Here is a 13445-nt window from a genome sequence, read left to right on the forward strand (position 1 = left end):
CATGGCCCTGGACACCGCCGGTTACCCTGCCGCCCATGGCAGCGTCGACTCCCTTCGCCGCCGGTCGCGACGCCGACGTCTACGCCCTGGACGACCGCCGGGTGCTGCGCCGCTACCGCGACGGCACCGCCGTGGCCGGCGAGGCCCGGTTCATGTCGCACCTGCACGCCGCCGCGTTCCCGGTGCCCCGGGTGTACCTGGCCGCCGGTGCGGACCTGGTCCTGCAGCGGGTGACCGGACCGACGATGCTCCAGGCGCTGACGGCGGGCACGATCGAGGTGGCTGCGGGCGCCGGCATCCTCGCCGAACTGCACCGTCGACTGCACGCCATCGCGCCGCTGCCCGGCGCCCTGGACGGCGAGCGCATCCTGCATCTGGACCTGCACCCGGACAACGTCATCCTCGGCCCGGCCGGCCCGGTGCTGCTCGACTGGCGCAACGTCCGGCACGGTCCACCCGGACTGGACGTGGCGATGACCGCCCTGATCCTCGCCCAGGTCGCCGTCGACCCGGATCAGCCGATGGCGGCGGGCGCCGACGAGATGCAGCGTGCCTACCGGTACGCGCTGCGCGACCACGCCGCTCCGCTGGTCGCCGAGGCCGTGGCCATCCGGCGGGCCAACCCCACCCAGACCTCGACCGAACTCGCGCTGCTCGACGCGGCGACGGCCCTGCTCACCGCGTGACCCGGGAACCCGCCAGCCGCAGGCGATAGGGTTTCGATCAGCACTGGGCGGGCGGGAGACGAGATGACCCCTGAGCATGTCGACGTGCTCATCGTCGGCGCTGGTCTGTCCGGCATCGGAGCCGCCTGCCACCTCCGGCGTCGTCATCCGGGCCGAACCTTCGCGCTGGTCGAGGCGCGTGACGCGATCGGCGGCACCTGGGACCTGTTCCGCTACCCGGGCGTGCGGTCGGACTCGGACATGTTCACCCTCGGCTACTCGTTCGCGCCGTGGACCGCCCCGAAGAGCCTGGCCGACGGCGACACCATCCGGGACTACCTGCGTCGGACCGCCGACGAGCACGGCGTCACCCGGCACATCCGGCTCCGGCACCGGGTGCGGTGGGCCGAATGGGACAGCCACCAGGCCCGCTGGACGGTGCACGTCCACCGCGAGGACACCACCGAGACCGTGGTGATGACCTGCTCGTTCCTGTACGCCTGCACCGGCTACTACCGGTACGAGGCCGGCCACACGCCGCACTTCACCGGCCAGGACCGGTTCACCGGCCGGATCGTGCACCCGCAGCACTGGCCCGCCGACCTCGACCTCACCGGTTGCCGGGTGGTGGTGATCGGCAGCGGCGCCACCGCCGTGACGCTGGTGCCGGCGCTGGCCCGACAGGCGGCCCGGGTGACCATGCTGCAACGCTCGCCGACGTACCTGCTGGCGCTGTCGTCCCGCGACCGGATCGCCGACGCGCTGCGGCGGCTGCTGCCGGCGCGCCTGGCGCACCAGACCGTGCGCTGGAAGAACATCCTGCTCGCCACGGCCAACTATCAGCTCAGCCGGCGCGCCCCCGGCCTGGTACGCGGGCTGCTGCGCCGCGCGGCCGCCCGCCGGCTGCCCGCCGGCTTCGACGTCGAACGCCACCTGACCCCCCGCTACGACCCCTGGGACCAGCGGCTGTGCGTGGTTCCGGACGGCGACCTGTTCACCGTGCTCTCCGACGGGCGGGCCGAGATCGTCACCGACACCGTGGCGACCTTCACCACTCAGGGCATCCGGCTCGCCTTCGGTCGGGAACTGCCCGCCGACGTGGTGGTCACCGCCACCGGGCTGGACCTGCTCGCCCTCGGCGGGATGACGCTGCGGGTGGACGGGACGGACGTGGATCTGCCGGAGACCGTCGCGTACCAGGGCATGATGCTCTCCGGGGTGCCGAACTTCGCCATGACGATCGGCTACACCAACGCCTCCTGGACCCTCAAGGCCGACCTGGTGGCCGGCTACGTGTGCCGGCTGTTGCGTCACCTGGACCGCACCGGAACCCAGATCGTCACCCCGCTCGCCCCGCCACCGGGGCCGCGTACCCCGTTGATCGGCCTCACCTCCGGGTACGTGCGGCGCGGCGCCGGGAAACTGCCCCGCCAGGGCATCCGGGCACCCTGGCGGCTGCACCAGAACTACCTGCGCGACCTGCTGCCCATGCGGTACGGACGGCTGACCGACGCCACCATCCGCTTCGACCGGGCCGGCACCCCGCGAAGTTCCGTCGACGCGTAGCCACGTCGTCAGCCACCCTCAGGGCAGGGGCCGGCGGGACGCGGCCGGCCACCGGAGGGCCGCCGCCAGCCCGACCAGCACCACCGCCACCAGGTACACCGGCACCGGGGTCAGCGGGGTCAGCAGGACGGCCACCGTGGCGAGCGGCACCGCCGCGGGCCGCGCCCGCTGCCGGACCGAGAGCATGCGCAAACCCCACAGCACCAGCAGTACGACCGCCACCGGCACCGCCACCGCATAGCCCGCGACAAGCGGGTCGACCTCGGCGGGGTGCTGCTGGCGCTCGACCGCGACGCCCAGTCCCGCGCCGACCGCGCCGAGTCCGGCGAACACGGCGTAGTGCCCGTACCCCCAGGTCAGGGCACCGTTCAGCGACGCCGGCACGCGCACCGGACGGTCGAAGTAGAGCCACCACAGCGCGAAGACGATCGCGGTCCCCGCGCCGGCCAGCGGCCACAGCCACTCGTCCCCACTGCTGATGCCGGTCTGCACCGCCACCGTGATCGCCAGCACCACCTCGCCGAGCACGATGAGGGCGAACAGCCCGTACCGCTCGGCGATGTGTCGCGGATGCCACGAGGTCATCGCGCGCCGCTCGGCGAGCACCGGCACCAGCAGGTCGGCCAGGGCCAGCACCAGGAACGAGACGGCGCCCAGGCCGGGCGGCACCAGCAGCCGGAGCAGCCAGCCGAGTTGTACTGCGGTCACACCGGCGGCGAACCGCAGGGCGGTGCGTCGATGCGCCGGGTCACCGGCGGCGGCGCGCAGCCAGTTGCCCACGGTGGCCAACCGCATGACCACGTACCCGAGGGTCGCCAACGCGTAGTCGGCGCCCTCGAACGCCTGCGGCACTCCGGCGGCCAGGATCAGTGCCCCGGCGACCTGCACGAGGGTGCTGAGCCGGTACAGATCGTCGTCGGTGTCGTACGCGGAGGCGAACCAGGTGACGTTCATCCAGGCCCACCAGATCCCGAAGAACACCATCAGGTAGCTGACGACGGCGTGCCCGATCCGACCGGCCACCAACGCGTCGTGCAGGCCGCCCGCGGCCTGGGTGACAGCGACCACGAAGGACAGGTCGAAGAAGAGTTCCAGTGGGGTCGCCGCCCGGTGCGGCTCGTCCCGGCGGCGGGGCCGCATCGGTCGACGCCACGGCCGGGGAGCGTCACTGGTGTCCACCGACCCTCCTCGCGGCGTGTTCAGCCACACCATAGGCGCGGCGGCGGCCGTGTCGGGCAGGTTCGCCGGGGCCGCCACGACCCCGCACCCCCCACCGCCGCGCCGTCGGTGCGACGGTGCCGAAACGCCGTCGCGGCGGTAGGTTCGCCTGCGGAGGCGAATGCGGCACGCCGCGCGACGACGGGCCGCGCGGGCGCGGAGCAGGAGGACAGCGTGAGCCAGCAGGTACGGGGAGTCATCTCCCGCAGCAAGGGCGCGCCCGTCGAGGTCACCGAGATCGTGGTGCCCGACCCCGGGCCGGGGGAGGCGGTGGTCCGGGTGCAGTCGTGCGGCGTCTGCCACACCGACCTGCACTACCGCGAGGGCGGCATCAACGACGACTACCCGTTCCTGCTCGGCCACGAGGCCGCCGGCATCGTCGAGCAGGTCGGCGCGGGTGTGGACGACGTCGCACCCGGTGACTTCGTGGTGCTCAACTGGCGGGCCGTCTGCGGGGTGTGCCGGGCCTGCCGGCGCGGCCGTCCGTGGTACTGCTTCGCCACCCACAACGCCGCCCGGAAGATGACGCTGACCGACGGCACCGAACTCGCTCCGGCACTGGGCATCGGCGCCTTCGCCGAGAAGACCCTGGTCCACGCCGGCCAGTGCACAAAGGTGGACCCGGCGGCCCGGCCGGCCGCCGTCGGACTGCTCGGCTGCGGGGTGATGGCGGGCCTGGGCGCGGCGATGAACACCGGCGGGGTGACCCGCGGCGACTCGGTGGCGGTGATCGGCTGCGGTGGCGTCGGCGACGCGGCGGTGGCCGGCGCGGCCCTGGCCGGCGCGACCACGATCATCGCGGTCGACACCGACTCCCGCAAACTCGACTGGGCCCGCCGGTTCGGTGCCACCCACACCGTCAACGCCTCCGAGGCCGACCCGGTTGCGGAGATCCAGGCCGCCACCGGCGGCTTCGGCGCCGACGTGGTGATCGACGCGGTCGGCCGGCCGGAGACCTGGAAACAGGCCTTCTACGCCCGCGACCTGGCCGGCACCGTCGTGCTGGTCGGCGTGCCCACGCCCGAGATGCGCGTCGAGTTGCCGCTGCTCGACGTCTTCGGCCGCGGTGGCGCCCTCAAGTCCAGCTGGTACGGCGACTGCCTGCCCAGCCGGGACTTCCCGATGCTCACCGAGCTGTACCTGCAGGGCCGCCTCGACCTGGAGGCCTTCGTCACCGAGGAGATCGGCCTGGACGGGGTGGAGGAGGCGTTCGCCCGGATGCACCGGGGCGACGTGCTCCGCTCGGTGGTGGTGTTCTGATGACCGCCCGCATCGACCACGCGGTCACCTCCGGCACCTTCTCCCTCGACGGTCAGACCTTCGACGTGGACAACAACGTGTGGGTGGTCGGCGACGACACCGAGTGCGTCGTGATCGACGCCCCGCACGACGTCGACGCCATCGTCGAGGTGGTGGCCGGGCGGCGGGTCACCGCGATCGTCGCCACGCACGCCCACGACGACCACGTCCGGGTGGCGCCGCGGCTGTCCCGGGTCACCGGCGCCCCGGTGCTGCTGCACCCCGCCGACCGGGTGCTGTGGGACCTGGTGCATCCCGACGACCCACCGGGCGGCACCCTCGACGACGGCCAGACCATCGAGGTGGGTGGCACCGCGCTGACCGTGTTGCACACCCCCGGGCACAGTCCCGGCGCGTGCTGCCTGCACACCCCCGAGCTGAACGTCGTCTTCACCGGCGACACCCTGTTCGCCGGCGGGCCGGGCGCCACCGGTCGCTCCTACAGCGACTTCGGCACCATCGTCGACTCGATCCGCGACCGGCTGCTCACCCTCGCGCCGGACACCATCGTGCACACCGGGCACGGCGACAGCACCACCATCGGGGCCGAGGCTCCGCGGCTACCGCAGTGGCTGGCCCGGGGGCATTGAGCTCGGTCCCTCCGGGCTGTCCGGACCGCTGTCGCCCGGCGGCGGCGGAAACGGGGCTGCGCGCCGGGGCCGGTTGGGACGAGACTGCCGGCATGTCCGGTGATCCGACGCTGACCGCCGCCCAACGGGCGGCGCTGCGCCACGTACGCGCGGTGGCGCTGCGAGACCGCCCCGCCGCGCTGGCCGTCATCGGACGGGCGCTGGCCGGCACCGGCGTACGCCACGAACCGGAGCGGCTGGTCGCGGCGATCGGCCGGCAGGGGAGGGTCACCCTCAACTTCCACCCGGACCGGCTGCTGGCCGACGGCCGCACGGTCGCCGAGGCGCTCGCCACCGAGGGGGTCTACCGCAGCCAGTTCGAGACGCGGATCTCCAACGGCGGCCTCACCGCGTATCCCGGCGGTGACCGTGACCGCTGGGAGGAGCGCCTGTTCGGCGGCGCCTACCAGCGACCGGGTGTCGACCCGGCGGAGCGGCCGAAGTACGGCGGCCTGAACCTGCTCGACCATCCCGACGGCGCCTGCCCCCGGTTCGGCTCCTGCCACCTGCGGCTGCGCCCCGAGGTGCTGGCCCGCACCACCTTCTGCTTCGGCGACAGCCACCTCGGACCGCGCGACGTCGGCACCGTCGACGTGGTCGAGCCGGTGCTGGCCGCCCTGATCGCCGCCACCATCGACACCGGCGTGTGCCTGGGTCGGGCAGGTATGGATCTGGTGACCCTCACCGGTGAGCTGCTGCGCCGTCGGGAGGCGTTGGCCGCGATGCCCCGGGCCGCCGGTCGCGCCCTCGACGACTACGTCGAGGCGCAGGTGCACGGCGCGGTCCGGTTGGATCGGGACGTGCTGGACCTGGTCGTCGACCCCTCGTTCCGGCGCACCGACACCGAGGCTGTGCTGATCGCCGCCGCCGACCGGTACGGCTTTCCGATCCGTTGGCACGCCGGCTTCGCGCTGCCGGTGGACCGGGTGGACGCCGAGTTCCGCGGGCCGGCGATCCCACCGCTGGCGGCCCGGGTGCACGCCGAGTTCGCCGGCGCGGGCGAGCCACTGCACGCCGCACTGATCGGGCGGGCCGCCGCGTCGGTGGTGACCGACCCGGGGCGTTGGGCCGATCGTGGCCCCGCCACCGACACCCTGCAGCATCTCAAGCAGCTCTGGCACGTCCTGGTGCGCTTCGGAGCCCCGTACGAGGTTTGAGGCGGGCCGTCCGTTTCGTGCCCGCCCGGGTGGGCCCCCGTCGTGACCTGGGTCGCAGCCGACCACCATCACAGCATTTCCGGAATGGCGGACATGCCAGCCGAGTTGTGTCCCCCATAGTGCCGGTCGGCAAACCTCGCCGGCCCGGTCCGCCCCCGAGAGCGGCTCAACCCCGAGCGGCTCGTACCCGATCGAAAGGGCAACCATCGTGAAGCTGGACTTCACTCGATGGCTCCCGGCCATCGCGACGATCCCGAACCGGAAGACCGCGCTCAGCGTGGTGGGCGCCACCGCCCTCGCCGGACTCGCCTTCGGCCCCACCGCCGTCGCCGCACCGATCACCGCCGGCCCGCACTCCGGCGCGGTCGCGGCGATCGACCGGGCCACCGGTCGCACCAGCACCGGTGTGCCGGTGGAATCCGGGCTGACCACCGCCGGCAGCACCGACCAGCCGGCAGCCGGGAAGCCGACCCGCGACGAGCTGATCCCGCACGGTGTGCAGGGCGCTCAGTCGCGCATCCCGCTCGACGACGCGCAGCGGGACAACGCCAAGACCATCATCGAGATGGCCAAGCGCACCGGTGTCGGTGAGCGTGGTGCCGTGATCGGCATCGCCACCGCCCTGCAGGAGTCGAAGCTCTACAACCTCGGACACCTCGGCGCGTGGAACGACCACGACTCCCAGGGCCTGTTCCAGCAGCGTCCGTCCACCGGCTGGGGCAGCGTGGACCAGATCCGGGATCCCGAGTACTCCTCGACCGTCTTCTTCGAGGCGCTGAAGAACGTCGGCGGCTGGCGCGATCTGCCACTGACCGCCGCCGCGCAGACGGTGCAGGTGTCGGCCTACCCGTTCCACTACGCGCAGTGGGAGGAGCAGGCGGCGGACATCGTCTCCCAGCTCTGGTGACCTCAGTGCCGACCGACCGACCGGCCGGCCCGTACCCGGGCCGGCCGGTCGCGTCGTCCGGTCAGACCAGCGGCGTCGTCTCCCGATGCAACGTCGAGGAGCCGGCACCGACCGACCAGCCCGCGACCCACCGGGTCGCGCTCGCCCGCCGGGTCCGATCGGACAGGTGGTACCAGTCCATCCGGCAGCGCTGTCGGGTCACCTCGAGCACCCCGTAGCCGTGTCCGTCCAGCTCGGTCCAGCGCACGTGCGGGTTGGTCGAACGGATCAGCGTCGTGCCGAGGCCACTGAGCGCGTTGCCGGCCGGCAGGCCCAGGAAGTCGTTGACGTTGTCACTGGTGACCGACGGCACCACGAACTCGGCGGCGGCCGGGTTGGCCCGCCCGGTGCTGCGGGTGGTCACCTCGTTGGCCCACGACGTGTGGATGTCGCCGGTCAGGAAAACCACGTCCTGGGTGCCAGTGGCTCGCAGGTGGTCGACCAGCTCGTTACGGTCGGCGTTGTAGCCGTCCCACTGGTCGGTGTTGAGCACCGCCCCGTTCTGTGGCACGCCGAGCAGTGTCCCCAGCGGGCCGAGCAGCCACGCGGGCAGCGCACCGACATCCAGCCGGGCGATCATCACCGGGTTGCCGACCAGTTTCCACCGGGCGGTGGAGTCGGCCAGGCCACTCTTGAGCCAGTCCATCTGCGCCTGCCCGGTCATGGTCCGGTCGGGATCGTCCACCGCGACCCCCGAACTCTGCCGCGACCGGTAGGTGCGCAGATCCAACATGGACAACTCCGCGAGCCGACCGAACCGCAGTCGCCGGTAGATCGCCCCGTCCGCCCCGGCCCGCACCGGCATCCACTCCAGGTACGCCTGCCGCGCCGCCGCCAGCCGCGCCGCGAAGTCGCCCTCCACCCCCGGCGTGTGGTTCTCCGCGCCGTCGGACCACTGGTCGTTGGCCACCTCGTGGTCGTCCCAGGTGATCACCCACGGTAGCGCGGCGTGCAGCGCCTGCAGGTCCAGGTCCGTCTTGTAGAGCGCGTGCCGGGCCCGGTAGTCGGCCAGCGACAGCGTCTCGTGCGGCGGGCTCACCGGCCGCACGACGCTGGCACCGGCGGCGAACTGCCCGGTGCCGTACTCGTACAGGTAGTCGCCCAGGTGCACCACGAGGTTCAGGTCGCCCCGCTCGGCCAGATGCCGGTACGCCGCGAAGTAGCCCGCCTCCCAGTTGGAGCAGGAGACGACGCCCAACCGCAGCCGGTCGATCTCCGCGTCCAGGTGCGGCGCGGTCATTGTCCGGCCGGTCGGCGACCAACTCCCTCCGTACCCGAATCGGTACCAGTAGGTGGTGGCCGGTGCCAGACCGGTTACCGGCACCCGTACCGTGTGGTCCCGTCCCGGCCCGGTGACCTGGACACCGTGTGCCAGCACGGTTGCGAAGTCCGGATCGGCGGCCACCTGCCAGGTCACCTCGGCCTCGGGGCCCGTCCCGGAACCCGGCTGGGCCTGTTCGGTGGGGGTCAGCCGGGTCCACAACAGGACCCCGTCGGGCAGCGGATCGCCGGAAGCGACGCCGTGTCGGAACGCGCCGGCGGCGGCCTGGGCCGCGGCGCTGCCGGTGAGGGTGGCGCCGGCCAGCGCGGCCGTGCCGGCGGAGGTGCCGGCCAACCGGAGGAGGGTACGACGGTCGAGGGTGTTCGTCATGGTTGCTGTGTCTACCGGCCCCGCCGTCCGCTTCGCTGCCCCGGCGACCACTGTTCGCCCGGGTTTCCGCAACGGTTCTCGTTGCCACCCTCCGGACGGACGAGCGCGAGAATGCCCGGCTCAGGCAAGCCGGGCTCAGTGGCTACGCGGAGCCTGCTCGCTGCCGGTGGGTCGTCCGCTCGTGGTTCGGCGGTGGTTGCCGACGATGTCGACCGTGGCTGCCACCAGGGCCAGCGCGATGATCGCGGCAGAGGTGAGCAGCGACCGTTCGAACGCCCTCGACCAGGCGTCCGCGCCGTCGGCGAGTGCGGAGAAGAAGACCGCGCCGACCACCGCGATCCCGGCGGCCGAACCGATCCGCTGCCCGGTCTGCAACATCCCGGCGCCACTGCCGGCCTGTGGCACCGGCACCTCCGTCAGGGTGAGCGTCTGGTTGGGCGCGATCACCAGGCCACTGCCGATGCCGGCGACCAGCAGCGGCAGTGCGGTCACCCAGGGCACCGGCGCTTTTGGTGCCAGCTCGATGGCCAGCGCGGCGAGACCGAGACCGGTCACCACGCCGACCAGCCCGACGGCGACCAGCGGGCGGCCGTACCGGTTGACCAACCGCCCGCCGACGGCGGACGCGACGGCCGAGCCGAGTGCGAACGGGGTGATCGCCGCACCGGCGACCAGGGCGCTGTAGCCACGTCCGTTCTGCAGGTACAAGGTGAAGATGAAGAAGATCGCGGTGAATCCGCCGAAGTAGAGCAGCGCGATCATCGAGCCGAGGGTGTAGGACCGGTGCCTGAACAGGCGCACGTCGAACAGCGGCGGGCCGTGCCGGGCGTAGCGGCGCTCCCAGGCGACGAAGCCGGTGAGGATGGCCAGCCCGATGGGCAGCAGCAACCACTTCGTCGCGCCGGGCCACTGTTCGCGCTGCACCAGCGGCAGCAGCACGAGGGTCACGCCGACGCCGAGCAGCAGCACACCGACCGGGTCGAACCGGCGTTGCGCACCGCGTGGGGTGACCCGGCCGGGCAGCAACCGCCAGCCGAGCACCACCGCGACGATCCCCACCGGCACGTTGACGAAGAAGACCCACCGCCAGCCGTGTTCCGGGCCGCCGACGGCGATCAGCAGGCCACCGAGCAACGGACCGATCGCGGTGGAGATTCCGATGGTGGCACCGAGCCAGCCGAAGGGTCGGCCCCGCTCGGAGGCGGCGAACAACTGCTGGATCAGGCCGGTCACCTGCGGGTTCACCACGCCGGCGGCGGCACCCTGGAGGAGCCGGGCGGCGACTAGCCAGCCGGGCGACTGGGCCAGCCCGGCCAGCGCGCTGGTCAGCGTGAACAGGGCGATGCCGAAGACGAACGCGTTGCGTCGCCCCCGGACGTCACCGAAGCGTCCCGCCGGTACCAGGACCAGGCCGAAGCTCAGCGCGTATCCGGACAGCACCCATTGCAGGTCGCTCGGATCGGCCCGTAGGGCACGTTCCAGGGACGGTAGGGCGACGTTGACGATGCTGATGTCGAGCAGCGTCATGAACGCCGCGACCAGCCCCACCCCGAGCGCCTGCCAGCGACGCCGTTCGTACGAGGCCGCCTCGGATCCCGTCGGACCGCCGGACGTCGCGGGGTTCAACCGGCGGTCCGACGCCGTGGCGCCGGCCGACGCGTGCGGGTACCGGTCATGCCAACTGCTGCGCGCAGAATCGAGGGCCGAAGTCCAGCCCGGCCATCGGCGAGTCCTCCCGGTGCAGCAGGTTCTTCTCGGTCAGCAGGTGCAGCGGGGTCTGCAACTGCTCCTCGGTCAGGCCGCACTCCTGGGCGATCATGTCGGGGTACGGTACCTGGCCGCGCGCCTCCAGGGCCGCCACCGCGTCGTACACCCGCGCCTCGTCCTCCGACAGCCGCACCTCTTGCATGGTGTCCTCCTCGCGCCTGGTCCGCCTGCGGCAGGCGGTCTGCGGCCGGCGGTTACCCGGTGCGGCGGGGAAGATGCCCGCGCCCGGCTGATCTACCCTGCACCGGTGAGCGTCTGGGAACTCGTGGTGATCGGTGGTGGCCCCGCCGGGCTCTCCGCCGCGTACGCCGCCGCCCGTCGCGGGGTGCGCACGCTTGTCGTCGAGCGCGCCGCGCATCCGCGCTACAAGACCTGCGGCGGTGGTCTGATCGGCACCTCGCTGGCCGCGGTGGCCGGACGGATCGAGGTGCCCGCCCACGACACGGTGGACCGGGTCACCTTCACCCTCGACGGGCGAGCCGGGTTCACCCGCCGGCACGCTGCCGGACCGCTGGTGAGCATGGTGCGCCGGGAGGAGTTCGACGACCGGCTGCGGGCCGCCGCGGTGGCCGCCGGGGCCGAGGTCCGCGAGCGGGTGACGGTCCGGTCGGTGGAGCAGGACCCCGATGTCGTACGACTGCGACTTGCCGGCGGCGAGGTGCTGCTGGCCCGTACGGTCGTCGGTGCCGACGGCTCGTCCGGGGTGACCGCCCGTCACGTCGGGGTGCGCCACCGTCAGGTGGACCTGGGGCTGGAGCTGGAGCTGCCGGTACCGCCGCCCGAGCAGGCGCGCTGGCGGAACCGGGTGCTGCTCGACTGGGGACCGCTGCCCGGCTCGTACGCCTGGGTGTTCCCGAAGGGGGACCGGCTCACCGTCGGGGTCATCGCCGGTCGAGGGGAGGGGGAGCGGACCCGGCAGTACCTGCGGCGGTTCGTCGACCGCCTCGGGCTGGCCCACGTGTCGCCGGTGCACGACTCGGGTCATCTGACGCGCTGCCGGTCCGACGACTCGCCGCTGCGGCGGGGGCGGGTGCTGGTGGCCGGTGACGCGGCCGGCCTGCTGGAGCCCTGGACCCGGGAGGGGATCAGCTATGCGTTGCGCTCCGGCGAGCTGGCCGGGTCGGCGGTGGCCGGCGCCGATCTCGCCGGCTACGAACGGTCGGTGACCGAGCGTCTCGTCCCGGCCATGCGGGCCGGGCAGCGGCTGCTCGACGTCTTCGCCCAACGCCCGGCGCTCTGCCACCGGGCGCTCGCCACCCCGCCGGGCTGGCGCGCGTTCACCCGGTTCTGCCTGGGCCGCGCCGACTTCGACGAGGTGGTCGGCCGGATGTCGGTGCGGGCCGCACTGGCGCTGGCGGATCGCCTGCCCGGTCCGAGGCGCCGCCGCGCCGCCCGGGTGTCGGACTGACCCTGGCTGGCTGGTCCAGCGCCCGACGGCAGCCATCCAGGATCCTAGGATGCTGTACGCGTAGTGACGCACGCTGCCCAAGCCCGCGAGTCTCGTCCGGCTCGCTGGTCGGTTTCCGCCGACTTCGCCCGGGTAGGTGCTTGCGGGTCGGCAACCCCACGATCCCGGGCGAGGAGACCTCCGTGAGCGAGACGCAGTACACCCAGCAGGACCCGACCGACCAGTACGGCCAGCAGTCGGGGCAGCCGAACCAGCAGCAGAGCCCACCGGGTCGTACCGACGAGATGAACCCGAAGCCGGACCACGGAGAGGACTCCTACCGGGGCACCGGCAAGCTCGACGGCAAGAAGGCGGTGATCACCGGCGGTGACTCTGGTATCGGTCGGGCGATCGCCATCGCGTACGCCCGGGAGGGCGCCGACGTGCTGATCTCCTACCTCGGTGCGGAGGAGGACGCGGACGCCCGGGAGACGGTACGTCTCATCGAGGCGGCCGGCCGCAGGGGCGTCGCGATCCGGGGTGACATCGCCGACGAGGGCAACTGCGCGGCGTTGATCGAGCGGGCGGTGACCGACCTGGGTGGCATCGACATCCTGGTGAACAACGCGGCGTACCAGATGGCGCAGGACAAGGGCATCGCCGGCATCAGCACCGAGCAGTTCGACCGGGTGTTCAAGACCAACCTGTACGCGATGTTCTGGCTGTGCAAGGCGGCGTTGCCGCATCTGGGCGAAGGTTCCACGATCATCAACACGTCCTCGATCCAGGCCTTCGACCCGTCGCCGCAGTTGCTCGACTACGCCACCACCAAGGCGGGGATCGCGAACTTCACCAAGGCCCTCGCCGCCGACCTGGTCGATCGGGGCATCCGGGTCAACGCGGTGGCGCCCGGTCCGATCTGGACCCCGCTGATCCCGGCGACCATGCCGGAGGGGAAGGTCGAGCAGTTCGGCACCGACACCCCGGTCGGTCGGCCCGGTCAACCCGCGGAGCTGGCACCCGCGTACGTCTTCTTCGCCTCGCAGGAGTCGAGCTTCATCACCGGTGAGATCCTCGGCGTCACCGGCGGCCGCTTCACCAAGTGACATCACCGTCGACCCGGTGCTCCCGCCGACCCGGTGCCGGTCGGCGGGGCCCGG

12 protein-coding genes are annotated in these 13445 nt (G+C 72.7%); 8 read left to right on the top strand and 4 right to left on the bottom strand.

The genetic code is table 11. The features are described 5' to 3' along the window. Positions 1 to 35 precede the first annotated feature (35 nt). The gene (locus O7597_RS27875) at positions 36 to 686 is read left to right on the top strand and encodes a phosphotransferase (protein ID WP_281581205.1); all 651 of its coding nucleotides are present in this window, start codon (positions 36 to 38) and stop codon (positions 684 to 686) included. A 63-nt stretch (positions 687 to 749) separates the two neighbouring features. Beyond that, entirely contained in the window at positions 750 to 2231 is a 1482-nt protein-coding gene (locus O7597_RS27880; protein ID WP_281581206.1) for an NAD(P)/FAD-dependent oxidoreductase, read from the top strand. Between the two features lie 18 nt (positions 2232 to 2249). On the opposite strand, the gene O7597_RS27885 is transcribed toward O7597_RS27880, so the two are convergent. Continuing rightward, positions 2250 to 3410, bottom strand: coding sequence for a low temperature requirement protein A (locus O7597_RS27885; RefSeq protein WP_281581207.1), 1161 nt, complete (start codon positions 3408 to 3410; stop codon positions 2250 to 2252). Positions 3411 to 3623: 213 nt separating this feature from the next. On the opposite strand from O7597_RS27885, the gene O7597_RS27890 reads away from it, so the two are divergent. The 4 genes from O7597_RS27890 to O7597_RS27905 all read left to right on the top strand — a co-directional run bounded on the left by O7597_RS27890 (position 3624) and on the right by O7597_RS27905 (position 7441). Beyond that, positions 3624 to 4709 carry an S-(hydroxymethyl)mycothiol dehydrogenase gene (locus tag O7597_RS27890; protein WP_281581208.1) on the top strand — a complete coding sequence of 362 codons (1086 nt, stop codon included), beginning with the start codon at positions 3624 to 3626 and terminating at the stop codon, positions 4707 to 4709. Next, positions 4709 to 5338, top strand: coding sequence for an MBL fold metallo-hydrolase (locus tag O7597_RS27895; RefSeq protein ID WP_281581209.1), 630 nt, complete (start codon positions 4709 to 4711; stop codon positions 5336 to 5338). Before O7597_RS27890 ends, O7597_RS27895 begins: the two co-directional genes overlap by 1 nt. Before the next feature lie 92 nt (positions 5339 to 5430). After that, complete coding sequence (locus O7597_RS27900; RefSeq protein WP_281581210.1) at positions 5431 to 6534, top strand: DUF3626 domain-containing protein; 1104 nt, start codon at positions 5431 to 5433, stop codon at positions 6532 to 6534. A gap of 208 nt (positions 6535 to 6742) precedes the next feature. Beyond that, positions 6743 to 7441, top strand: a complete 699-nt coding sequence (locus tag O7597_RS27905; RefSeq protein WP_281581211.1) for a hypothetical protein — start codon at positions 6743 to 6745, stop codon at positions 7439 to 7441. 61 nt (positions 7442 to 7502) lie between these two features. On the opposite strand, the gene O7597_RS27910 is transcribed toward O7597_RS27905, so the two are convergent. The 3 genes from O7597_RS27910 to O7597_RS27920 all read right to left on the bottom strand — a co-directional run bounded on the left by O7597_RS27910 (position 7503) and on the right by O7597_RS27920 (position 11040). Further along, entirely contained in the window at positions 7503 to 9131 is a 1629-nt protein-coding gene (locus O7597_RS27910) for an alkaline phosphatase D family protein (RefSeq protein ID WP_281581212.1), read from the bottom strand. 135 nt (positions 9132 to 9266) lie between these two features. Beyond that, the gene (locus O7597_RS27915) at positions 9267 to 10757 is read right to left on the bottom strand and encodes an MFS transporter (RefSeq protein WP_281581213.1); all 1491 of its coding nucleotides are present in this window, start codon (positions 10755 to 10757) and stop codon (positions 9267 to 9269) included. A gap of 46 nt (positions 10758 to 10803) precedes the next feature. Next, positions 10804 to 11040, bottom strand: coding sequence for a hypothetical protein (locus O7597_RS27920; RefSeq protein WP_164446813.1), 237 nt, complete (start codon positions 11038 to 11040; stop codon positions 10804 to 10806). Between the two features lie 105 nt (positions 11041 to 11145). Here O7597_RS27920 and O7597_RS27925 point away from each other — a divergent pair, with 105 nt between their 5' ends. After that, the gene (locus O7597_RS27925; protein WP_281581214.1) at positions 11146 to 12306 is read left to right on the top strand and encodes a geranylgeranyl reductase family protein; all 1161 of its coding nucleotides are present in this window, start codon (positions 11146 to 11148) and stop codon (positions 12304 to 12306) included. 182 nt (positions 12307 to 12488) lie between these two features. Continuing rightward, positions 12489 to 13391 (top strand): SDR family oxidoreductase, encoded by a 903-nt coding sequence (locus O7597_RS27930; RefSeq protein WP_281581215.1) that lies wholly within the window; start codon positions 12489 to 12491, stop codon positions 13389 to 13391. Positions 13392 to 13445 lie beyond the last annotated feature (54 nt).

Source organism: Verrucosispora sp. WMMC514, from assembly GCF_027497295.1.
Taxonomy (GTDB): Bacteria; Actinomycetota; Actinomycetes; order Mycobacteriales; family Micromonosporaceae; genus Micromonospora; species Micromonospora palythoicola.

Excerpts from the sequence above, each read along its gene's own strand:
- O7597_RS27875 (WP_281581205.1), top strand. The coding sequence starts at position 36 with ATGGCAGCGTCGACTCCCTTCGCCGCCGGTCGCGACGCCGACGTCTAC.
- O7597_RS27880 (WP_281581206.1), top strand. The coding sequence starts at position 750 with ATGACCCCTGAGCATGTCGACGTGCTCATCGTCGGCGCTGGTCTGTCC.
- O7597_RS27895 (WP_281581209.1), top strand. The coding sequence starts at position 4,709 with ATGACCGCCCGCATCGACCACGCGGTCACCTCCGGCACCTTCTCCCTC.
- O7597_RS27900 (WP_281581210.1), top strand. The coding sequence starts at position 5,431 with ATGTCCGGTGATCCGACGCTGACCGCCGCCCAACGGGCGGCGCTGCGC.
- O7597_RS27910 (WP_281581212.1), bottom strand. The coding sequence starts at position 9,131 with ATGACGAACACCCTCGACCGTCGTACCCTCCTCCGGTTGGCCGGCACC.
- O7597_RS27920 (WP_164446813.1), bottom strand. The coding sequence starts at position 11,040 with ATGCAAGAGGTGCGGCTGTCGGAGGACGAGGCGCGGGTGTACGACGCG.